Origin of the sequence: Buttiauxella agrestis (assembly GCF_900446255.1) — a bacterium.
GTDB classification, from domain to species: Bacteria; Pseudomonadota; Gammaproteobacteria; order Enterobacterales; family Enterobacteriaceae; genus Buttiauxella; species Buttiauxella agrestis.
In genome coordinates, this window is sequence record NZ_UIGI01000001.1 from 162,228 (window position 1) to 185,791 (window position 23,564).

The following is a 23,564-nucleotide window of genomic DNA, read 5'->3' on the forward strand; positions in this document are numbered from 1 at the left end:
AATCACGCCGCCAGCAAGGAGACGAAGGCTAAAAAGGCAAAGCCAAAACCGGCCCAGGTAATGCGCGAGGTTTCCAGCATGCGTAAACGCGCCATGCTGTTTTCGAACAGCGCGATAATCAGCACGCCAAGCACCAGCTTGACGGCTGCCAGAACCAGCGCGATGACAAGGCCGCCCCAGCTAAATTCGCTCATCTGGCCCCATGGCAGGAACACGCCGACGAACATTTGCAGCACAACCAATTGCTTGAGGGAAATACCCCATTTCAGCACTGCAAAACCCGCACCGCTGTATTCGGTCAATGGGCCTTCCTGCAACTCTTGCTCGGCTTCTGCGAGGTCAAACGGCAGTTTGCCCATTTCGATAAATGTGGCGAAGGCGCAGGCGGCGAGCGCCAGAATCAGCGTTAAGCTTTGCGCGGTCGGCCAGTGATAAATGGTGGAAGCGATATTGCTGATGTGCGTGCTACCTGCCACTTGCGCGGCAACCCACAGTCCCAGAATCAGGATGGGCTCAACCAGCACGCCGAGCATCGCTTCACGGCTGGCACCGATGCCGGTAAACGGGCTACCGGTGTCGAGACCTGCAATCGCAAAGAAGAAACGGGCGATGGCGAACAGATAGATGAGCGTTATCAAATCGCCCAGCGACGGCAGCGGTGAATACAGCGTCACCACCGGCAGTGCGGTGGCAATCGTCAGCATCACGCCAACCATCACAAACGGCATCAGGCGGAACACCCAGCCGGATGCGGCTGGTGCCACGCTCTGGCGGCTGAATAATTTGAACAGGTCACGATATTCCTGCATCACGCCAGGCCCACGGCGGTTGTGCATGCGGGCGCGAGTCACGCGGGTAATACCGGACAACAGTGGCGCGACGGCAAATAACACCAGCGCCTGAATCAACGAAAAGAAAATGGTATTCATCTCAGGCTCCTTAAGCGCAAACCGCAACCAGCAACACGGCCAGTTCGATCATTGCCAGGCGACGGAACGTACCGGCAAGGCAATCACACTGCCAGCCAGGCACCCACTTCACCGGGTTCAGGGTTTTGCGCAGTTTCAGCAGTGGCGCGAACGCCGCTTTTACTGGTTGAGCAAAACCACCCGCAGTAATCACCATCGCTTGTTCGTGGTCGTAGCCACAAACCCAGGCCGTGCCGCGCGAGCGGTTTGGCAGACGATCGCCACGGAAAATCACCATCAGAATGAATGGCAGCAGTGGGCTGGCAATCAGCAGCAGGGTGATCATCGGTTGTGAAACGGTGGTGTTTGCGGTTTCCAGCGGCAGAGGAATGGCGTTCTGCAACAGCGGAATCAGCCATGGCGCTGCGACACCGGCAATCACACAACATGCTGCGAGTGCCGCCACGCTCAGGTTCATCAGGAACGGTGCGGACGTGGCGTTTTCAGCCTCTGGGGTACGCGGTGCGCCAAGGAAGGTCACGCCATACACTTTCGCCATACACATCACCGCCAGCGCGCCGGTAATCGCCAGGCCTACAGCCAGCATCGGGCCTAAGAAGCGAGTGATAAACAGCGGCAAGGTGCCGAGGTGGAAGAACGACTGGTAAATCACCCATTCGCCAGCAAAACCGTTCAGCGGAGGCAGAGCCGCCATCGCCATCAGGCCGATCAGCATGGCAATAGAAATCAGCGGCATACGCTTGCCAATCCCACCCAGCTTTTCGATATCGCGATGACCGGTGCGGAACCAGACTGCGCCAGCGCCGAGGAACAACGTGGTTTTGAACACGCTATGGTTGAACAGGTGATACAAACCACCAATCATGCCCAGCGCAACCAGCGTAGATTCGTTTAATGCCAGGCCCATCAGGCCAACGCCGAGGCCAAGCAGAATAATGCCGATGTTTTCCAGCGAGTGATAAGCCAGCAGGCGGTTGATGTTGTGCTCCATCAGCGCGTACAGGCCGCCGATAAACGCAGTAATCATCCCCAGAATGACGACCAGAATGCCCCACCACAACGGCATTGCATTGCTGATGAGCGAGAAACTCATGATGCCGTACAGGCCAATTTTCAGCACCACCGCGGAGAACAGCGCCGCAGCCGGAGCAGAAGCGTTGGCGTGAGCCTGCGGCACCCAGCCGTGAAGCGGGATAATGCCTGCCAGCAAACCAAAACCCACCAGACCCAGCAGCCAGACTACGGAGCTAATCGGTGCGCCGTTGGTTATCAGGTGCAATTCGGCATAGCTCAACGTGCCGTACTGTTTCCACAGCATCCAGCATGCGATTGCCAGCAGCACGGTGCCGAGGCGGCCCAGTGCAAACCAAAGCTGCCCGGATTTCTGGCAGCCTGTCAGGAAGTAGCCGCTCAACGCGACGATTTCTGCCAGCACTACCAACATGCCGAGATTATCAGCCACCACAGCCGCAACCGCCGCCGCCATCACCAGATTCACCAGCAAGCCATTGGCTTTTACAGCGTGATGGCGATGCCAGTCGATGTTAAACAAAGAGATGAACAGGCCAGGCAGAGCCAGCGTCACCAGCCACACACCATTAAAAGCGTTGAGCTGTAAATGCAGCTGCCAGACTTGCGCCATACCGGTAAATCCGGTTAACGCATCGAAACCGGCAATCAGCACCAGAACCGAACTTATTGCGCCACCCAGGCCCGCAATCACTCCGCTCAGGGTTTTATTAAATGCCGTGATACCTGCCAGAACTGCGCTCAGCACAAATCCCATCAGCGCCCAATGAATCAGGATAAAAGCACTCATTTTTTCACCTCAGGCTGGGTAAACAGGGTGAGATCGCCAAGCGTCGCGCCCAGAGTCAGTTCACGTTTACGTTTGCTTGATTGGGCAATGTCGTTGTTATCAACCACGCGCAATGCTTTGGTCGGGCAGGTGCGAACACACGCCGGACCATCTTCATCGAAGCTGCACAGGTCGCATTTCACCGCAATGGCACGAACGCCCGGTACCCAGTCGATTAGCGAACTGACGCGAGCAGGTGCGGGAGGAGCAGGCGGTGCTTTCGGACTGTTGGCATTTGCCGGGATATGAATAGGACGGCTGCCGGAGAATTCAATCGAACCGAATGGGCAGGCGATGGCGCACAGTTTGCAACTGACGCACAGGCTTTCATTCAGATGAACAGCCCCATCGACGCGGGTAATGGCGTTAGCGGGGCAAACGCCCGCGCAAGGCGCATCTTCGCATTGGTGGCACATTTGCGGCGCGGAATCATTCGCGTCGCGCATCACTTTCAGGCGTGGCATGGATTGCAATCCATGCAGGCGGTGCGTTTCAGAACAGGCCGCCTCACAGGTATGGCAACCCATGCAAAGTTTGGAGTCGGCGATTATAAAGCGATTCACCAGGTCTTCCTTAGATCACATCATCATTTTTGACGAAACTGTGCCGACGGCTGCCGTTTCGACAGTTTTCGACACCCAACATGGCTATCAGACCTGAGCGCTTTGTTGCAGTTGACCCATCGATACCGGTGTATCGGTGTTAACTGCGCTGTACAGGCTTTCGTATACCGGATGGATTTTTTCGAGGTAATGCTCAAGAACGCTTTCACGGTTACGGTTGCTGATGCTGTTGTCTACGCGGCCTTCGTCATCGAGCATTGCTTTAGCAATCAATACTCTGTCTTCGCCGTTACGTTTCTCAACGTAGTACTCAATGGTGTGGCTGTTGAAGCCTTCAGCCAGGCGTACGTGAATGACGAAATGGTCAAATAAGAAGAAGCGCAGGGAATCATCTGGATTGCACCCGACGGCGTGATGCAGCTTCGCTTTAGAAAGGGTAATGCCCTGAATCAAGCTATTGCAGTAATGTTGCCACTGCGTAAGCAAGCGCTGGTGCTTGTCGGCAATGTATTCGGCTTTTTCGCTCAGTTCCCAAATGTTCATTTTTAAATCGCTCTGTTTTTGCTGATGCGTCTACAGAGCACGTTTCGTGCCAATATTTTATTTAATTGAAATTATTGGGTTTTGTATTAATTGTCAGCAAATAGCCACAGTAATGACATGTCATTTCGTCATGTTTGACGGGGGAATGTCGCCATGGGATATGCCAGCCTCGTTGTTTTCCGTTCACCGTTCCCACATAGATCTGCGAACGGTGAACGGAAAACCTCCATACCTTGGAAGACATCCCCCTTGCCAAATTCCTGGCACCATCCTTGCATTACCTCCCCCAGATATCCCCGGAGGTCATATGCACGAAATCACCCTCTGCCAACGCGCACTGGAACTCATCGAAGCTCAAGCCCGCCAACACGGCGCCACTCGCGTCACCGGTGTCTGGCTCGAAGTGGGCGCTTTCTCATGCGTTGAGCAAAGCGCGCTGGAGTTCTGTTTCGAATTAGTGTGCCGCGACACATTAGCCGAAGGCTGTCAGCTTTATATTCATCAGCAAGAAGCGGAATGCTGGTGCTACGACTGTGAACAGCACATCACTTTGCTAACGCAACTGGTGCGGCGCTGCCCGCTTTGCGAAGGCAGCAATTTACGCATCGTGGCGGATGATGGCGTGCGGATTAAACGTCTGGAAGTCGAGGAGACAAATCATGTGTAGTACTTGTGGTTGCGCTGAAGGCAACTTGTATATAGAAGGCGACGAGCGCAATCCGCATTCGGGTTTCCGTAGCGCACCTTTCGCGCCAGCCGCGCGAGCAACAATGCAAATCACCGGGGTTAAATTTGCCCCTACCGCCGATGAACAGGGCGATCTGCATTATGGACACGGTGCCGCAGGCACTCACGCGCCGGGCATGACGCAACGCCGGATGCTGGAAATCGAACTTAACGTGCTGGATAAAAATAACCAGCTCGCCGTGTATAACCGCGAACAGTTCGCGAAACAGCAACAACTGGTGCTGAACCTGGTTTCAAGTCCAGGCTCCGGTAAAACCACGCTGCTGACCGAAAGCCTGAAACGCCTGATTGGGCGTGTGCCTTGCGCGGTAATTGAAGGCGATCAGCAAACCGTGAACGATGCCGCGCGTATTCGCGCCACCGGCACGCCAGCGATTCAGGTGAACACCGGCAAAGGTTGCCACCTTGATGCGCAGATGATTCGCGATGCCATGCAGCGCCTGCCGCTTGAACGCGACGGCATTCTGTTTATCGAAAACGTCGGCAATCTGGTCTGCCCGGCGAGTTTTGATCTCGGCGAGCGTCATAAAGTGGCGGTGCTTTCTGTTACCGAAGGCGAAGACAAGCCACTGAAATACCCGCATATGTTTGCTGCGGCCTCCCTCATGCTGCTCAACAAAATCGATCTGCTGCCGTACTTACAGTTCGACGTCGATAAATGCCTCGATTACGCCCGTCAGGTGAACCCGGATATTGAAATCATTCTGGTTTCTGCGACCAGCGGTGAAGGCATGGAAGAGTGGTTGAACTGGCTGGAGGTTGAACGATGTGCATAGGCATTCCGGGCCAAATCGTTGAGCGTTTGCCAGACGGTAGCGCCAAAGTCGATGTCTGTGGCATCAAGCGAGACGTCAATCTGATGCTGGTGGGCGATGCGCAAATCGGTCAATGGGTGCTGGTTCACGTCGGGTTTGCGATGGCCATTATTGATGAAGCTGAAGCTCGTGACACGCTCGACGCGCTACAGAATATGTTTGAAGTGGAACCTGACGTCGGTGGCCTGCTGTTTGGGGAAGAACGCGGATGATGCATTTCGTAGACGAATATCGCGCTCCTGAAAAAGTCATGCAGCTTATTGATGTGCTGCGTGAACGCGCGCCTAAACTGCCGTACACCGCACAACGTCCGCTGCGCATTATGGAAGTCTGCGGCGGGCATACACACGCCATCTTCAAGTTTGGCCTCGACCAGCTGCTGCCGGAAAATATCGAGTTTATCCACGGCCCGGGTTGCCCGGTGTGCGTGTTGCCGATGGGGCGCATCGACGCTTGTATCGAAATCGCCAGCCATGCGGACGTGATTTTTTGCACCTTTGGCGACGCGATGCGGGTGCCGGGTAAAAATGGGTCACTGATGCAAGCCAAAGCACGCGGTGCGGATGTGCGCGTGGTGTATTCGCCAATGGATGCGCTCGCTTTGGCAAGTGCGAATCCGGACAAAAAAGTCGTTTTCTTTGGTCTGGGTTTTGAAACCACCATGCCGACGACAGCCATCACGCTGCAACAGGCGAAGGCGCAGGGCGTCACTAATTTTTACTTTTTCTGCCAGCACATTACTTTGATTCCAACGTTGCGCAGCTTGCTTGAGCAGCCGGATAACGGCATTGACGCGTTCCTTGCCCCCGGTCATGTCAGCATGGTGATTGGCACGGCTGCCTATAATTTTATCGCGACGCAGCATCAGCGCCCGCTCGTAGTGGCTGGTTTTGAGCCGCTGGATTTATTGCAGGGCGTGGTGATGCTGGTGGAGCAAAAAATTCATCAGCACAGCAAAGTGGAAAACCAGTACAAACGAGTGGTGCCCGATGCGGGCAATAATCTTGCCCAGCAGGCGATTTCAGAGGTGTTTACCGTGTGTGGTGATGCTGAATGGCGCGGACTTGGCACCATCAGTGATTCTGGTGTGCAACTGACCGATGACTATCGCCAGTTCGATGCGGAGGATCATTTCAAACCCGCGCCGCAGCAGGTTTACGACGACCCGCTCGCCCGCTGCGGCGATGTGCTCACCGGGCGTTGCAAGCCGCATCAGTGTCCGATGTTTGGCAAAGCCTGCAATCCACAAAATGCGTTTGGCGCGCTGATGGTCTCTTCCGAAGGAGCCTGCGCCGCCTGGTATCAATATCGCAGCCAGGAGTGTGAAGCATGAAAACTATCGAACTCGCCCACGGCAGTGGCGGCCAGGCAATGCAAAAGTTGGTAGCTGACTTGTTCGTACAAGCGTTTGATAATCCGTGGCTGGCAGAGCAGGAAGATCAGGCGCGTTTACCGTTGGCTGAACTCACGGCCAGCGGCGATCGTTTAGCCTTTTCAACCGACAGTTACGTGATCGACCCGCTGTTTTTCCCCGGTGGTGATATCGGCAAACTCGCGGTTTGCGGAACCGCCAACGATGTTGCCGTTAGCGGAGCCACACCTCGCTGGTTATCGTGCGGGTTCATTCTTGAGGAAGGTTTACCTCTTGAAACGCTGGAGCGCGTGGTCAGCAGTATGGCGGCTACGGCAAAAGCCGCGGGCATCGCGGTGGTGACGGGCGATACCAAAGTTGTGCAGCGCGGGGCGGCGGATAAACTGTTTATCAATACCGCGGGCATTGGCGCGATTCCGGCAGGTTTGAGCTGGGGTGCGCAGCAAATTAGCGCAGGCGACGTGCTTATTGTTAGCGGAACGCTGGGCGATCACGGAGCGACAATCCTCAACCTGCGCGAATCACTGGGGCTGGAAGGGGCGTTAATCAGCGATTGTGCTGTGCTGGCACCGTTAATTGCGCCGCTGGTGAATATCCCCGGTGTAAAAGCGCTGCGCGATGCCACGCGCGGTGGCGTGAATGCCGTATTACATGAGTTTGCCGCATCCAGCGGATGTGGAATGGAAGTCGCTGAAAGCCAGCTGCCGTTAAATCCTGCGGTACGAGGCGTGTGCGAATTGCTCGGACTCGATGCCCTTAACTTTGCCAATGAAGGCAAACTGGTGATTGCGGTTGCGAGGAACGCCGCAGAAAGTGTTCTTGCCGCTTTACAGGCAAATCCATTGGGGCAAGATGCCGCTATTATCGGTGAAGTGGTTGAGCGCAAAGGTGTTCGGGTCGCCGGATTATATGGCGTTAAACGGACGCTGGATTTGCCGCATTCAGAGCCACTCCCGCGTATTTGTTGACCTGAGCCATAAACGCAGTGTGCTGTCCTGGCTACACTTAAGCGCTATTTATATGACAAATCGCTGGGCGTTTAGATTTTGTAGGGTGGATAAGCGCCAGCGTCATCCACCCCCTCCGCACCACCAATTGGATAAGCACAATGCCATACACACCGATGAGCGATCTCGGGCAACAGGGTCTATTTGATATAACGCGCACCCTGTTGCAGCAACCTGATCTCCCGGCGCTTGCTAACTGCCTGACGCAAATGGCAAAGCAAGGTGCGCTGGCGGACAGAGTGAATATTCTGCTTTATCATCCGCTGCATCAGCGTGTGTCCTTTTTTGGCACGGATAAGCATGGCAAGGAATGGCATTACGAAGATGAAATGGTGTTGGCAAATGGCCCGGTGCGGCGCGTGCTCTCACGCCCGGAAGCGCTGATTTGCACCCATGAAGAATTTAGTGATACCTGGCCGCAGGTACTGAATCTCGAGCTATACGCGCCGTTTGGTCGTTATTGCCTGTTGCCATTGGCTGCCGAAGGTAAAATTTTTGGTGGCTGCGAGTTTATTCGCAATAACGACGCTGAATGGACAGATAAAGAACTTAACCGCTTACACACCATGGCACAGGTTGTCGCGCTGGTGGCGGAACAAATTCAAAGCCGCCTCGACTCAAACCTGGGTTATCAGCAGCTTTGCCGCGAACGCGACGATTTCCGTATTCTGGTGGCGGTCACTAACGCCGTGCTTTCTAAGCTCGATCTCGACGAATTGATCAGCGAAATCGCCCGTGAGATTCACCACTATTTCTCAATCGATTCCATCAGTATCGTCCTGCGGACCAACCGCAAAGACCGCCTCAATATCTATTCCACCCACTTTGTGGAAGAGCAATCGCCAATCCATGATCACAGTGATGTCGCTCTGGCGGGCACGCTTTCCGAGCGGGTATTTAAAAGCGGCGAAATGCTGCTGTTGAATTTGCATCACGGCGATCAACTTGCGCCGTACGAACGCATGTTGTTCGAGATGTGGGGCAACCAAATTCAAACGCTGTGCCTGTTGCCGCTGACTTTCGGCAATAACATGCTGGGCGTGTTGAAACTGGCGCAATGCGAGGCGGGCGTATTCACCCCACAAAACCTCAAGCTGCTACGGCAGATTGCAGAACGCATTGCGATTGCGGTGGATAACGCGCTGGCGTACCAGGAAATCAATCGTCTGAAAGAAAACCTGGTGGACGAAAATCTGTATCTGACCGAGCAAATCAATAATGTCGCCAGCGATTTCGGCGAGATTATTGGCCGCAGCGACGTGATGTCGAATGTGCTCAAACAGGTTGAGATGGTCGCGAAAAGCGACAGTACGGTGCTGATCCTCGGTGAAACAGGAACGGGCAAGGAGCTGATTGCCCGCGCGATTCACAATCTGAGCGAGCGTAACAGCCGCCGGATGGTGAAAATTAACTGTGCGGCGATGCCTGCCGGATTGCTGGAAAGCGACTTGTTCGGCCATGAACGCGGGGCCTTTACAGGTGCTAACACTCAGCGTATCGGCCGTTTTGAACTGGCGGATAAAAGCTCGCTGTTTCTTGATGAAGTCGGCGATATGCCGCTGGAGCTGCAACCCAAACTGTTGCGCGTGCTTCAGGAACAAGAATTTGAACGCCTCGGGAGCAACAAAGTTCAGCAAGTGGATGTGCGTTTAATTGCTGCGACCAACCGTAATCTTAAAGAGATGGTGCTGGATCGCGAGTTCCGCAGTGACCTCTATTACCGTCTGAATGTCTTCCCGATTATGTTGCCGCCGCTGCGTGAGCGCCCGGAAGATATCCCGCTGCTGGTGAAATCCTTCACCTTTAAAATCGCCCATCGCATGAACCGCAATATCGACAGTATTCCGGCAGAAACGTTGCGCGCTCTCAGCCGTATGGACTGGCCGGGTAACGTGCGTGAGCTGGAAAACGTGATTGAACGCGCGGTGCTGCTGACTCGCGGCAATGTGCTGCATCTTTCCTTGCCGGAAATGGACTACTGCGTGCCGGAAGAAAAACCGATGCAGTTGGTGGCGAGCGAAGAGATTCGCGAAGGCGAGGATGAAGCCCAAAGAATTATGCGCGTGCTTAAAGAAACTAACGGTGTGGTGGCTGGCCCCCGGGGTGCCGCGCAACGCCTGGGATTAAAGCGCACCACGCTGCTTTCTCGCATGAAACGTTTGGGGATTGATAAAGAGGGAATATAAACTAGTTATAACCCTACATTTTTTACCAGGTAATAGCGATTATGGCTCTGATCCCAAAAAACTACACGCGGCTGGAAAGCGGCTACCGAGAGAAAGCGCTGAAGTTGTTCCCGTGGGTATGCGGACGCTGCTCGCGTGAGTTTGTGTATTCTAATTTGCGCGAACTCACCGTACACCACATGGACCACGACCATACCAACAACCCGGAAGACGGCAGTAACTGGGAGCTTTTGTGTCTGTATTGTCACGATCACGAGCACTCAAAATACACCGAAGCTGACCAGTACGGTTCGACGGTGGTTGCGGGCGAAGACGCGCAGAAGGATGTGGGAGAAGCGACCTACAACCCATTTGCCGACTTAAAATCCATGCTCAACAAGAAGAAGTAGTTGGGCACCGCCTTTCAATGCATTCAGGTGGGTAACTCACCGTTACTCACCTTTTACCGTCTTAACTCTTTGATTTCCCCTTGTAGCTCTCCATTTCAGGTCTTTCGGAATTATCTCGGGGCGTTTACGGAATTTTCGCAGTTTTTCAAATTCCAACCTCACTGCATGATTGATCACCGCTTGAAATTCAGCGCTCAGAAATCATTCTGATTCCGCAAAAATTCGGCACGTCATTTGTGCCAGCGGAATAAAAAACACCCAATACGCCAATATAGCTATTACTTTTTAACCTTATAAACAGTGCCTTCTGCCCTTTTCAGCGCCTAAATTCCGCCGCGGATTTTGTGGTATTTCCTTCTGACGGCAGCCGGAGGCGCTGAAGATAGGGTTTTTGCTTTTACCCGAAACGCCAAAATGCCCACCCAAAATCCCCTAAAAACCTTCGCAGACTTTGGGCATTACCGAATAGAAATATCTCGGACCAGAAAAATGCACGACCTTATCGATAAAAATCATTATTTTTCAGCTTGTTACTGTATTTCTTTAAACGGGATGTTACAACTGGATTTCACCGTTTTTATGGAAGAGAAATACACTTCACATTCTGCTGTATCAGAAAATTCCTGGAGCATTCATTGGCCGCATGAAAGATCAAGAAAAGCACTTCTTGCACACGATGTTGGGTTTAAAGTCAGTTAACAGTCAGCACTTTTAACTCAATATTCACCCGTATCATCCTCGAACGATATTTATTATATATGGCATTATTTTCAATATCGATATAAATGAAATTTAATAAATTATTAATTAAATAAAATGAATCATCACGATGAAAACATTATTAAAGAGTGTATTTCCTTCTGGTTAATAAACAAAAACACCCCGCAAATAAATCCTGATTAACATGAAAATCAGTAATAAATCAATAATTTCAAATATCTTAGTAGTAATTAATTAAATTAAACTTAGCTTTTGATTATAGTGTGATTTTTCATATCTTGTTGTTTTTAATGCTATTTAATTTTACTTTAAAAAACTAATAACGCTACGAAACTTATCGAGTATGAATGAAAATAAAAAACATGTCTTTTTGCGATGATAAAAACAATGCCATATGATTCGTCCGACTCCACTATTCCATACATTAATGATGTTACATGGGTAGTGCTGCTCGCGAATATGTGAAATGGATTTTTTGTATGGCAAGTGGATATATTCGCTTTCGCCATGGGCGGTAGCGTTGTTAAAGATAAATAAGGTATTACCATCATGAGTAAAGATATTTTCATCATGTTTATAACAGCGATGATTGCTCTCCTTATTGCTCGCATGGTGGCCTTGATGTGTGGTCTGGTCGATAAACCTGGCGGGCGTAAACAGCACAAAGGTGAAGTTCCTCTGGTGGGTGGCATCTCTTTCTATTGCGCAATTGCGATGTTTTACATCTTCATGCCTGAAACGCTGCCTCTCAGCGAAGCGCATTTCCTGACTTACCTACTCAGCATCTCTTTATTGTTGCTGGTAGGCATTGCTGACGATCGCTTTGACCTTCCCGTCGTGCCGCGCGTGGTTATTCAGGCCATGTCCGCCATTATTTTGATGATTGATGGCCTGTATCTACACACGTTTGGGCATGTGCTGGGGTCTTTCGAACTGGTGTTAGGACCGGTGGGCTATTTGGTCACGCTGTTCGCGACCTGGGCGGCAATCAATGCCTACAACATGATTGATGGCATTGATGGATTACTCGGTTCGGTGGCGGGTGCAACCTTTGCCGCGCTGATGGTGGTCTTCCTTCTGGCCGGTTCAGAAATACGCGCAATGTGGTGTCTGTTAATGATAGTCGCCTTAATCCCCTATTTGATGCTCAACATGGGGTTAATCGGCAGCAAACGGCTGAAAGTATTTATGGGTGATGCAGGCAGCATGGTGATTGGTTTTACCGTGTTGTGGCTCGTAATGCTGAGTAGCCAGGGTGAGAACGCCGAAATGGCGCCGGTTATTGCATTGTGGCTGATAGCTCTGCCGTTGATGGACATGGTTGCCATCATGATTCGCCGAGTACGCCGTGGACACAGCCCGTTCCACCCGGATCGCGATCACTTGCACCACATCCTACTGCGCAGCGGGCTAACGTCTCGCCAGACAGTATTAGTTATGACGATCCTCACGGCCACTATTGCAGGTTTCGGCATTGTGCTTTCCATTTTAGGGACGCCTGAATGGCTCTCCTTAGTGTTCTTCTTTGGGGTATTTATCAGCTACATATTAGCGAACAATCGGCTGCAATCCCTTAACCCAGATATGAGAGCGCAATTTAGCCGGCCAGGAACCGCAACGTTCACTGCCAGTAATCGTTAATCCCCCCTCTATTTTCCTGGCGTAGACCCCAGCGTGTCTGGGTTTTACACTCTTTGATGAAGTAAGTGACCAACATGATGACTGTAAAATTAGCAGCTGTTCCGCTTTTGATTTCAGCTGTTTTACTCAGTGGCTGTACGATTGTGCCTGGCAGCAACCTCACGACCTACGGTAAAACCATCGTCAATAAAGACGACACTGTGAATATCAATGACAAAGTCAATGTCTATCGCGTGACGCCAAAATTGATTGAGTCACTCGCTGCCGCACCTGTAGTGGCACGGACTAACCCGCAGTTAGAAAGCGAAGTTCAGGATTACCAATACCGAATTGGCGTAGGCGATGTGCTGATGGTCACAGTGTGGGATCACCCGGAACTGACGACGCCAGCGGGCCAGTATCGCAGTGCTTCCGACACCGGTAACTGGGTGCAATCCGACGGCACGATCTTCTACCCGTACGCAGGCAAGGTAAAAGTGGTGGGCCGTACACTCGCCCAGTTGCGCGAGGAGCTGACCAACAAACTGGCGGCTTACATTGAAACTCCGCAAATCGACATCAGTGTTGCCGCATTCCGTTCCCAAAAAGCCTATGTGACGGGTGAAGTCGCCCACTCCGGCCAGTTGTCTATTTCTAATGTGCCTCTAACCATCATGGATGCGATCAATCAGGCCGGTGGCCTGGGGGAAAACGCCGACTGGAATAACGCGGTGCTGACCCACAACGGTAAAGATGAGCGAATTTCCCTGCAGGCGCTGATGAAAAATGGGGATCTTCAACAAAACCGCCTGATGTACAACGGCGACATTCTTTATGTACCACGTAACGATGACCTGAAAGTGTTCGTGATGGGAGAAGTGAAAAAGCAAACCACGCTCAGAATGGACCGCAGCGGTATGACACTGACCGAAGCGCTGGGTAATGCGGAAGGCATCGACCAGATGACATCCGATGCGACGGGTATTTTCGTTATTCGCTCGACACGCGCAAAAGAAAATAGCGGCAAAATTGCCAACGTCTATCAGTTGGATGTTTCCGATGCGACAGCGTTGGTGATGGGCACTGAATTCAAACTGCAACCTTATGACATCGTGTATGTCACCACCGCACCAATTACTCGCTGGAATCGCGTGCTGGGTCAGTTAGTCCCAACAATTACAGGGGTTAACGATATGACTGAAACCGTCCGCATGATTAAGAACTGGTAATTATGTTTGATTCAATATTAGTGGTTTGCATCGGCAATATCTGCCGCTCCCCAACCGGGGAGCGATTATTACGAAAAGCTCTGCCGGCTATAAAGATTGATTCTGCTGGATTAGGTGCGCTGGTTGGTGAAGGTGCCAACCCAATAGCGGCACAAGTTGCTGCGGAAAATGGCTTATTGCTTGATGGACATTGCGCCCAGGCATTCTCTTCAGAGCTTGCGATGCAATATGACCTGATTCTGGTGATGGAAAAATCCCATCTTGAGCGCATAAAAAAAAACTACCCGGAAGCGAGTGGCAAAACCATGTTAATGGGCCACTGGCAGAACCAGCTTGAAATTGGTGACCCCTACAAAAAAAGCCGAGAAATGTACCAACTGGTTTATACACAGCTGGCTCAAAGCACCGCGCGTTGGGTTCTGGCATTAAAGAAATAGATACCGTAAAGAGATGTCGCTAAATGTCTGAAGTAACCTCTAGTTTTAATAAAAACAATAATAAAACTGAAGATATTAATTTATCTGATCTGATAGGTGTGCTGCGCGATAATAAGTGGAAGATTACAATAATCACCACTCTATTTACTGTGCTAAGTATTACTTATGCCTTGTTAGCCACGCCGATATATAGTGCCAGCGCATTGGTCCAGGTGGAACAAACGGCTGGAGGAAATGTGTTGAGCAAACTTTCAGAAATTATTCCGGACGGGAAACCGGAGTCGCAGACAGAAATAGGTTTACTGCAGTCTCGTTTAGTTATCGGGCAAACAGTTGATGATCTGGCCCTGGACACAGTGATTAAGCAAAGGCATTTCCCACTTTTCGGCAAAGGTCTGTCTCGTCTGCTTGGTTATCCTGATGGAAGGATAGCTATTTCACGATTAACGGTTCCAGATGAATTATTGGATACTCCATTCACCCTTACTGTATTGTCGCCAAATGAGTACAGCATTTCTATAAATGATCTAACTCTACAAGGCAAAACAGGTGAATTACTAGAGAAGAATGGTATTAGCTTGTTAGTCAGCGATATTTCAGCAAAAGCAGATACTACTTTTGTAGTGACCAAGCTTGCAAAGCTAACAGCTATTAATAATTTGCTAGATAATTTCTCTGTAACTGACATGAGCAAAGATAGTGGCATGTTGCAATTAACGTTTAAAGAAGAGAGTGTTAAGCAAGCAACAGATATATTAAACAGCATCAGTAATAACTATCTACAACAAAACGTCGGCCGCAAATCAGAAGAGGCCGCAAGAAGTCTTGATTTCCTCAAGGAACAATTGCCATTAATTCGTTCAAAATTAGACGATGCAGAAAATAGTTTGAACTTGTATCGTCAGAAAAATGAGTCGGTGGATTTATCGTTAGAAGCGAAATCTGTACTTGATAACACTGTCTCGCTAGAAACACAGATAAACGAACTTACCTTTAAAGAGGCAGAAATTTCCAAACTCTATACTCGTGATCACCCTGCCTATAGAACGCTTTTGGAAAAGAAAGCGTTATTGCTTAAAGAACGTGACAAATTAAATGTTCGCATCAGTAATATGCCAAAGACACAGCAGGAGATATTAAGTCTAACACGGGATGTGCAGTCCGGGCAGGAAGTGTATATGCTGTTGCTAAATAAGCAGCAAGAATTAAACATTAATAAAGCCAGTACCGTTGGTAATGTACGTATTATAGATAATGCCGTCGCCGATCATAAGCCTGTAGCACCCAAAAAACCTATTGTTGTTTTAGTGGGTATGCTTTTGGGTTTGTTTATTTCAGTTGTTTATTGCATCGTTCGTAAGTTATTACATAGTGGAATTGAAAGTAGCGAACAGATTGAGGGCTTAGGGCTTAATGTCTATGCAACTATTCCAACATCGAAATGGTTGAAAGATAAAAACCAGAAACTGGGGAGAAATAAGAGAAAAACAATACGGTCGGTAAATTTGTTGGCGAAAGATAATCCGACAGATCTCTCTGTTGAAGCTTTTAGAAGCCTTCGAACCAGTTTGCATTTTGCCATGTTACAAGCTGAAAATAACATATTACTCATTTCTGGCGCGACTCCAGAAGCGGGCAAAACATTTGTAAGTTGTAACCTTGCGGCAGTGATCGCGCAGTCGGACAAAAAAGTATTGCTGATTGATGCCGATTTACGTAAAGGTCAGGTTCATCATATTCTTGGTTGCTCAGAGAAAAAAGGATTGTCTGATATTTTGGTTGGTAAAGACTCTTATGATGTAAATATCAAGAAAACAGAAATTGAGAATCTGGATTTTATCTCCAGAGGGCAAATACCTCCGAATCCTTCTGAGCTTTTAATGAATGCCAACTTTAAACATTTAATGGTGTGGGCAGCGAGTAAGTATGATCTGGTCATTGTCGATACACCACCAGTCCTGGCGGTTAGTGATGCATGTATAGCTGCGAAATATGCAGGGACCACTATGCTTGTGGCCCGTTTCCAGCAAAACACCCTGAAAGAAATAGAAGTCTCAGCTAAACGATTTGCTCAAAATAATCTAACAGTGAATGGCATAATTTTTAATGGTGTTGAAAAAACCTCACATAATTATTATGAGTATGGTAGCTATACCCAATATCAAAGCAATTAAATGAAATATAGTAGATAGATAACCAGTAATTAACTAATTAGTGAATGGGGTTTCGCTAATTAGTTTTTATACAAAACCGGAATGTTAAATGTGTTACTAAATTATATATGATTACTTTACTGTACTCCTTGATGTTTGTTATCTCTATATACATGCCTGTGATACGCTTTTCTGGAATGCCGTTTCTACTGTCAGATTTGATTCTGGGTGTAGTTTTTCTGTTCTCATTATTTAAACTTACGCAGCATAAAGAAATTCAAATACCCCCCTTTTTACTCATGACTCCATTTTTATTTGGATTCATGTTGATTCTTATAAGGAGTATTTATGGTTCTTTTGAACTAAAAGACCTTATAATTCCTATAATTCATTTGAAAATGTTCCTGTTTGTTTTTTCCTCTTTCACATTATGGACGAGTATAAATAAAAAGGTTGTCTTTAAAGTTGTATATTACAGTATATTAGTGCAATTGTGTGTGGCGACACTTCAGAAACTTGGAATGCAAGGTTTTGCAACTGGATTTTTTTATAATATAGCGGTTAATAATGCAATGAGTAACGTCTATTATGGCGGTGATGTTGCACATATAATATCAACGCATTTAAACGTAACATTTAGGCCAATTGGTTTTATTGGTTCGCCAACAATATTGGCCACTTACTTTGTCATAATATTCCACTTGTTTGATCTATGTTCACCTGGTGTCAGATTTAAGTCGCTGGTTTATTACTCATTGCTTTTATGCTTCAGTAAGATTACCTTAATTGGTTTTTTTGTTTCAAACAATATTGTTCTACCAATAATAAATTATAACTTCAAAAAGATATTTATATCATTGATGTCTTCTTTTATCATTATTGCCGCTTTCTTAATATTTATTAGCTATAACGAAAGGATGAATGATTATTTTATGCTTTTTATTAATGGCGATGATTATGGTGTAACGCATAGAATTTCAGTTATTGATTTCATGTCAGGGCTAAACATAACGCAGATATTCTTTGGTGTTGGGGGCAGTACTAGCTTTATTTTTGACAGTGGTTTCTTGCTGACCATTTACAGATTTGGGATTGTTTATTTATTAATTGTATATATGACTTATTTCATGGTTTTAAAGAAATTCTCCTATAATAAATCACACGTTTTTTTACTAATAATGTTCATATTGACTGATTTGACAATTGGCTCATTCCATAATCAGATGTTCTTTTACCTTATAGCGTTCAGTATATTGTACTCAAAGTATATGTATGAAATGTCAAGTATTCCTTCTAAAACTGTGCGTGAGAAAAATGTTAGTCAAATTAATTAAGCTTTGTAAATATATTGATCAGTTTTCTTTCGCAGCTTTAAATGTTGGAATGATTTTTTTTGCATCCCGATTTCTTGATAATTCCCAAGCAGCTAAATATATAATTATAAATTCTTACTCTTCCTTTAGTCTGGTGGTAATTGTATCACTAGTAATTTCACCATTTTGGGTTTTTAGTGTAGAGAGAAAAAATCAAGGTTATCATTACAGACTGTCTTTAAAATTGACGATTTTGATAAGTTTTATATCAGCGACACTACTCTCCTCATTCATGTTCTATAGTGAACAAGACTGGAGGTACGGTCTGTTAATTTTTGGTTTATCAGTTTGCTATCCTTTGTATGATTTTTTGCGCCGTAGTCTCTATATTGTTAAGAAGGAATTTATCTCAGCAATACTTTCGGCGTTACTATTGTTGGTCTCAACGCTGAGTTATTGCCTGATGTATTTTTGTGGCGTGCGTGAAGCTGGAGATTATCTTTCAGCTCTCATCTTCATAATGAGCTTTATATCTTTGATAATAATTTTCATTAATAATAAAAACTATCATTCATATCCTTTTGAGGAGGATCTTAAAAAAATACTTCTTGAGTACTGGACAATAGGTAAATGGTCGGCAGCCTCAATGCTTTGTTTTTGGATTATTACGCAAGGCAGTTTTATTTACCTTGAAAAAGTAATTGATAATGAACAGTTGGTGTTTACCAGGCTTGCATTGAGCCTGGCGGGAATAATAGCTATATACTTTTCAGCAGTAGAAAATAAGCTCATGCCTGAAATTAGAGGGATAATATACAGTGGAGATTCAAATCTACTGATCTCCCTATGGAGAAGTTATTTTAAAAACGGGTTGATTATTTCATTCGTATGCACTCTATTTGTCATTTTGTTCTATATTATATTTTTCGACATCAATCAATATCAGTTGTCTATCATATTACTTATGTGTTTGTATCAATCCATTAGCGGTATTTTTAAATTTAGTTCATTCCACCTTAAAGCTAAAAAGCTTCATCGATCTGTATTTTTCTGTAATCTTATTTCAGTAATAATTGTAGTTTTATTTTATATGGATGTAGGCATAGATAACTCATTTTCATTGCCATTAATTATATTAGCTAACGGGATTGTAAGTTCTTTATTGTATGGCTATTTTTTACATATTAACCGAGGTGTATAACATTGTTTTTTGATAACGCATCATCAAAAATAGGGATTTTGAACACAAGTATTTGTTCAATGAATATTGGTGATTTCATCATCATGGATTCGGCATATAAACAAATTTCAAAAATTTTCCCTCAGTCACAGAAAGTGCATTTCCCTACCCATGAAAGAATTACTCGTGTGGGAATGAAAAGACAAAAAGAAATCTCAATCAATATTCTTTGCGGTACTAATTGTCTCAATTCCTCCATGTTATTACACAGACAATGGAATGTTGATCTTTATAACGCCTTCTTTATGAAAGAAGTGATTACTTTAGGTGTTGGTTGGACTAATTATCAGGATAAGCCTGGTCCTTACACCTCTTTTTTATTGAGGCACATTCTCAGTAACACCCATATGCATTCTGTCCGGGATTCATATACCGAAAAGCTTTTGAAAAGTGCCGGCATAACGAATGTTGTCAATACTGCCTGTGCGACAATGTGGGATTTAACAGAAGATCACTGCGCACAAATCGTTCCTAAAAAATCTAAGGATGTAATATTTACGCTGACTGATTATAGGAAAGATTATGCAAAAGATTTGATCCTGATTGAAGCGTTAAAGAAATCATATGATGATGTCTACTTTTGGGTGCAAGGCTCTCAGGATTATGAGTACTTCCAGTCATTTGGTTGTTTAATTAATGGTATTAAAGTTGTACCAGCAAACCTTTCCGACTTCGATTACGTCTTAGAGAATGTTCCGTCTATAGATTATGTTGGAACACGTTTGCACGCGGGTATCCGAGCTTTACAGAAATTAAGAAGAAGTATTATTATTTCTGTTGATAACCGGGCAGAAGAAAAAAGAAAAGACTTTAATCTGTATGTTATCTCACGAGATCTTTGCGTTGACGAATATGTGAGTATTTTCAACGAGGAACATAGCGCTAATATTTCTTTGCCGCTTAAATCGATTGAGCTATGGAAATCTCAGTTTGAATAAAAATATTCTTTTTTTGGTCTCTTCTTTAACAAGAGGAGGGCCAATAAATCAACTTTATGAACTTATTAGTAGTGAAGCATTTCAGGATTGCCGCAGCACAATTTCAATAATTTCCTTATCTTCTTTGGATGTGAATAAATCTCGCGCTTTGGATTTCATAAAATTGGGGTGTCACGTAGAGTCATTTAACAATGATTCTTATGATTTTTTGAAACTTTCAAGAAAAATAGTTTCATTCATAAAAACTAATGACATTGATGTCGTGGTTTCACAAGGGATAAGATCTGACGTTTCTTTATCGCTTGTTCTCAATAAGATAAAAGCAAAATGTTATTGTATTTTGCATAACTATATAGGACCGGACTATAAGTTAACATATGATAAGTTGATATCGAGATTGATGATTAACTTTCATTTATATGCATTGAGGCGATTAAATGTAATTTCCGTTTCAAAAAGCGTCGCAGACTATGTAAAGCAAAATTATAATCTTACAAGCACACCTATAAAAAATGGGGTGCGTTCTGTTGATTACACTCCTTCTACAGTTGAACACTCGCCCGTCAAGTTGATTTATGTTGGTGTAGTGAATAAAAGAAAGAGAGTGAAAGAGTTAGTCGAATGCTGTAATCAGTTAGAGCACGACAATGTTGTCCTAAGCATTGTCGGAAGTTGTGAGAGTAATAACCTGAATAAAAAAGACAAGAACGCAATATATCTTGGGCAAAGAAATGATATTCCTGAACTTCTTTCACAGAACCATATCTTTGTTTCTTTTTCGGCTTTCGAAGGTCTACCTATGGCTGCATTAGAAGCATTGGCGATGGGTACTCCTTGCATTTTGTCAGATATTCCACCGCATAAAGAGATCATTGGAATAAGCCCGAGTTTTGGTTGTATTTGTGATATTAACGATCCCAAGTCCCTTAGCGATGTGATAAAGCATTGCTTAACTTTAAATCCGCTTGATATAAAGCGTGACTTTGATCTTTTCTTATCTTCAGAGGTCATGGCGAATTCCTATTATGGGATTTTAATGAAATAACCGTCGTATAGTAGGCATCTATAAATTTGATTAATTTTTTTCTACTATTGAGAATGGACTAATATGAAGAATAAAATATCAGTTATTATGAGTTTATATAAAAATGATACACCTGAGTACGCCACTGCTGCGATAGAAAGTTTATTATCACAAGATGTTTATTGCGATATATTGATTTATCGGGATGGTAAGGTGAGTGATGCCTTGCAGGCGGTACTTGATGGCTATTCTGAAAACACTCGATGCAAAATATTCGAATTTGATGAAAATAAAGGACTGGCAAGTGCGTTAAATTATTTAATTGAGCGTTGTCTGGAGGGGGGCTATAAGTTTATTGCTCGTATGGATAGTGATGATATTTCGCATCCTGATAGACTCCTCAAACAAATGAATTATATGAAAACATGTAGTGATATTGACGTATTGGGGACGTCTTGTCATGAATTTGGCGCTAATTTTGCTTTAGACCAAAAGCATCTTCCTCTTTGCCATAATGATTTATTGAAGTTCAGCATTATCAGATGCCCTTTTATTCATCCATCCGTCATGTTCCGCCGCAAAGTTTTCGAGAAAGGTTTCCGTTATCCGGTGGATACTACGTTAACTGAAGACATGGCATTATGGTTCTACCTGTTACATAACGGCTTTAGATTTGCCAATATTAAAGACGTACTGCTGGACTATCGGCTTGATGAGGATACTGTCCATCGCAGAAAAGGATTTAGCAAAGCGTTGAGTGAAATAAAGCTAAGAAGTAAATATATGTGGGTGTTAAAGCAAACCTCAATAAGAAATATATTATTCATATATTCTCGCATCGTATTTCATTTAATGCCAGCCCACCTTTTACGTATTGCTTATAAATGGGCGAGATAAGTTAACAACCTCTCTTTAATTATAATCATTTAATAGATAGCGTTCCTGTTAAGCCCCTTTGTTCATTAATGGAGTTTCTGAATATACCAGAAAGGATATCCTGTGTGTTCGTTAAAAGATAATGTTATTCGTGTCACCGTCAGTATTACCTTATTAAGTATCAGCATCGCAACAAATGCATCGGGATTACTTTTACCCGATGAAATGCTGCGCAACGATCTGGCCTTTTTGTCGGAAAGGGGAATTATCAACCTCGGTCTTTCCACCTGGCCTCTTAGCCAGGATGAGGTTGAAAGGGCGCTGAAAAATGCCCGAACGCAAAATGCATCTGAGCGCGTGGTTTTACAACGAGTCGATCATCGGTTGGCAGCCCTGAAATCCAACGCGCGAATCACCGCTCACTCATTTAGCCATGAGACTGGTACACCGCAGGAATTTGCCGATTCAGTTTATGCCGGACAAGATCTTTCGCTGGCGTTGAATCTCGGCGGCGAAGAATGGGACGTGCATTTGCAGGGCAACGCAGAAGCAGACATGCAGATAAGCAATGGTTCCCGTTTCAACCTCAACAGTTCTTATGCCGGATTGAAGTTTTTTAATCAGTGGTTAGCTTTCGGGCAGATCCCACAATGGTGGGGAGCGGGCTATGAGGGCAGCCTTATTCGTTCTGATGCAGCACGTCCGGTCACAGGATTTTTAATGCAGCGTGCAGAACAAACTGCCCCCGTAACCTGGTGGTTGAACTGGATTGGGCCATGGCAATATCAACTGACTGCAGGCGAACTCAATCAATACACTGCGGTCCCTCATACGCTACTCACCGGTGGACGAGTGACTTTTGCCCCGCTGTCATCACTTGAACTTGGTGCGTCGCGCATGATGCAGTGGGGAGGAGATGGTAGATCAAAGTCATTCAGTACATTTATGGATGGTATAACCGGGCAAGATAACACCGGTACCGGTAATGAACCGGGCAACCAGTTGGCCGGTTTTGATTTCAAATTGAAGCTTCAGCCCACGCTTGGGTGGCCAGTCAACTTTTATGGTCAGATTATTGGAGAAGACGAAGCAGGTTTCATGCCTAGCGGAAATCTCTTCCTCGGTGGCGTAGAAGGCCATCATATAGTCGGAAAAGATGCCATTAACTGGTATGTGGAAGCTCATGATACGCGCAGAAACTTCGGGCGCTTGGGTTCCAGCTACACCCATCATATTTACACCGATGGCTATTATCAGCAGGGATATCCATTGGGTGATGCTATTGGTGGTGATGGGCGGCTACTTGCAGGCAAGGTGGAACTGGCTACTGAAGACAGCCAGCGCTGGAGTGCTCGTTTGGTTTACGCCAGGGTCAATCCTGAAAGTAAGGATATTAACCAGGCTTTCCCTCGGTCAGATACTCTGACAGGGCTGCAACTCGGCTGGAGCGGAGATGTTTATCGCTCGGCGAGGCTGAAAATGGGCATCTGGTACACCGAAGCAAAACACAGTGATAACGACGCCGGTGTGGGCGTCGGGGCGGAGATTCCGTTCAACTGGTAAGATTGTGCTTAAATTACCGTACTGCGGATAAACCGCTTCGTA

At 46.3% G+C, this 23,564-nt stretch carries 21 protein-coding genes; 17 read left to right on the forward strand and 4 right to left on the reverse strand.

Annotated features, from left to right (window positions below):
• Nucleotides 1-2: 2 nt before the first annotated feature.
• From DY231_RS00760 to hycA, 4 genes are all read right to left on the reverse strand, one after another.
• A complete protein-coding gene (locus tag DY231_RS00760) occupies nucleotides 3-929 on the reverse strand; it encodes a respiratory chain complex I subunit 1 family protein (protein ID WP_115626926.1) in 927 nt (308 codons plus the stop codon).
• Between the two features lie 10 nt (nucleotides 930-939).
• On the reverse strand, nucleotides 940-2,748 hold the full coding sequence (hycC, locus tag DY231_RS00765) for a formate hydrogenlyase subunit 3 (protein ID WP_115626927.1): 1,809 nt from the start codon (nucleotides 2,746-2,748) through the stop codon (nucleotides 940-942).
• Complete coding sequence (locus DY231_RS00770) at nucleotides 2,745-3,350, reverse strand: 4Fe-4S dicluster domain-containing protein (protein ID WP_034499462.1); 606 nt, start codon at nucleotides 3,348-3,350, stop codon at nucleotides 2,745-2,747. Before DY231_RS00770 ends, hycC begins: the two co-directional genes overlap by 4 nt.
• An 87-nt stretch (nucleotides 3,351-3,437) precedes the next feature.
• Nucleotides 3,438-3,893, reverse strand: a complete 456-nt coding sequence (hycA, locus tag DY231_RS00775; RefSeq protein ID WP_034499460.1) for a formate hydrogenlyase regulator HycA — start codon at nucleotides 3,891-3,893, stop codon at nucleotides 3,438-3,440.
• 307 nt (nucleotides 3,894-4,200) lie between these two features.
• On the opposite strand from hycA, the gene hypA reads away from it, so the two are divergent.
• From hypA to DY231_RS00860, 17 genes are all read left to right on the forward strand, one after another.
• On the forward strand, nucleotides 4,201-4,560 hold the full coding sequence (gene hypA / locus DY231_RS00780; protein ID WP_115626928.1) for a hydrogenase maturation nickel metallochaperone HypA: 360 nt from the start codon (nucleotides 4,201-4,203) through the stop codon (nucleotides 4,558-4,560).
• On the forward strand, nucleotides 4,553-5,416 hold the full coding sequence (gene hypB / locus DY231_RS00785) for a hydrogenase nickel incorporation protein HypB (RefSeq protein ID WP_115626929.1): 864 nt from the start codon (nucleotides 4,553-4,555) through the stop codon (nucleotides 5,414-5,416). The genes hypA and hypB overlap by 8 nt, the downstream gene beginning before the upstream one ends.
• Entirely contained in the window at nucleotides 5,407-5,667 is a 261-nt protein-coding gene (locus tag DY231_RS00790) for a HypC/HybG/HupF family hydrogenase formation chaperone (RefSeq protein WP_034499454.1), read from the forward strand. Before hypB ends, DY231_RS00790 begins: the two co-directional genes overlap by 10 nt.
• Nucleotides 5,667-6,788, forward strand: a complete 1,122-nt coding sequence (gene hypD / locus DY231_RS00795; RefSeq protein WP_115631738.1) for a hydrogenase formation protein HypD — start codon at nucleotides 5,667-5,669, stop codon at nucleotides 6,786-6,788. The genes DY231_RS00790 and hypD overlap by 1 nt, the downstream gene beginning before the upstream one ends.
• A complete protein-coding gene (gene hypE, locus DY231_RS00800) occupies nucleotides 6,785-7,795 on the forward strand; it encodes a hydrogenase expression/formation protein HypE (RefSeq protein WP_115626930.1) in 1,011 nt (336 codons plus the stop codon). Before hypD ends, hypE begins: the two co-directional genes overlap by 4 nt.
• Before the next feature lie 140 nt (nucleotides 7,796-7,935).
• On the forward strand, nucleotides 7,936-10,020 hold the full coding sequence (gene flhA / locus DY231_RS00805; protein WP_115626931.1) for a formate hydrogenlyase transcriptional activator FlhA: 2,085 nt from the start codon (nucleotides 7,936-7,938) through the stop codon (nucleotides 10,018-10,020).
• Nucleotides 10,021-10,061: 41 nt separating this feature from the next.
• Entirely contained in the window at nucleotides 10,062-10,409 is a 348-nt protein-coding gene (gene yajD, locus DY231_RS00810) for an HNH nuclease YajD (protein WP_064561273.1), read from the forward strand.
• A 1,269-nt stretch (nucleotides 10,410-11,678) separates the two neighbouring features.
• The gene (gene wecA / locus DY231_RS00815) at nucleotides 11,679-12,770 is read left to right on the forward strand and encodes a UDP-N-acetylglucosamine--undecaprenyl-phosphate N-acetylglucosaminephosphotransferase (RefSeq protein WP_115626932.1); all 1,092 of its coding nucleotides are present in this window, start codon (nucleotides 11,679-11,681) and stop codon (nucleotides 12,768-12,770) included.
• 74 nt (nucleotides 12,771-12,844) lie between these two features.
• Nucleotides 12,845-13,978, forward strand: coding sequence for a polysaccharide export protein (locus tag DY231_RS00820; RefSeq protein WP_115626933.1), 1,134 nt, complete (start codon nucleotides 12,845-12,847; stop codon nucleotides 13,976-13,978).
• Between the two features lie 2 nt (nucleotides 13,979-13,980).
• Nucleotides 13,981-14,415 carry an arsenate reductase/protein-tyrosine-phosphatase family protein gene (locus DY231_RS00825; RefSeq protein WP_115626934.1) on the forward strand — a complete coding sequence of 145 codons (435 nt, stop codon included), beginning with the start codon at nucleotides 13,981-13,983 and terminating at the stop codon, nucleotides 14,413-14,415.
• Nucleotides 14,416-14,438: 23 nt separating this feature from the next.
• Nucleotides 14,439-16,589, forward strand: a complete 2,151-nt coding sequence (locus DY231_RS00830) for a polysaccharide biosynthesis tyrosine autokinase (RefSeq protein WP_115626935.1) — start codon at nucleotides 14,439-14,441, stop codon at nucleotides 16,587-16,589.
• Nucleotides 16,590-17,089: 500 nt separating this feature from the next.
• Entirely contained in the window at nucleotides 17,090-17,902 is an 813-nt protein-coding gene (locus DY231_RS00835) for a hypothetical protein (RefSeq protein WP_147295615.1), read from the forward strand.
• The gene (locus DY231_RS00840) at nucleotides 17,883-19,082 is read left to right on the forward strand and encodes a hypothetical protein (protein WP_115626937.1); all 1,200 of its coding nucleotides are present in this window, start codon (nucleotides 17,883-17,885) and stop codon (nucleotides 19,080-19,082) included. The genes DY231_RS00835 and DY231_RS00840 overlap by 20 nt, the downstream gene beginning before the upstream one ends.
• A gap of 59 nt (nucleotides 19,083-19,141) precedes the next feature.
• A complete protein-coding gene (locus tag DY231_RS00845) occupies nucleotides 19,142-20,059 on the forward strand; it encodes a polysaccharide pyruvyl transferase family protein (protein ID WP_115631739.1) in 918 nt (305 codons plus the stop codon).
• Nucleotides 20,052-21,104, forward strand: coding sequence for a glycosyltransferase family 4 protein (locus DY231_RS00850; RefSeq protein ID WP_115626938.1), 1,053 nt, complete (start codon nucleotides 20,052-20,054; stop codon nucleotides 21,102-21,104). Before DY231_RS00845 ends, DY231_RS00850 begins: the two co-directional genes overlap by 8 nt.
• A 63-nt stretch (nucleotides 21,105-21,167) precedes the next feature.
• Nucleotides 21,168-21,980 carry a glycosyltransferase gene (locus DY231_RS00855; RefSeq protein ID WP_115626939.1) on the forward strand — a complete coding sequence of 271 codons (813 nt, stop codon included), beginning with the start codon at nucleotides 21,168-21,170 and terminating at the stop codon, nucleotides 21,978-21,980.
• 102 nt (nucleotides 21,981-22,082) lie between these two features.
• Nucleotides 22,083-23,522 carry a capsule assembly Wzi family protein gene (locus DY231_RS00860; RefSeq protein WP_370511257.1) on the forward strand — a complete coding sequence of 480 codons (1,440 nt, stop codon included), beginning with the start codon at nucleotides 22,083-22,085 and terminating at the stop codon, nucleotides 23,520-23,522.
• Nucleotides 23,523-23,564: the final 42 nt, after the last annotated feature.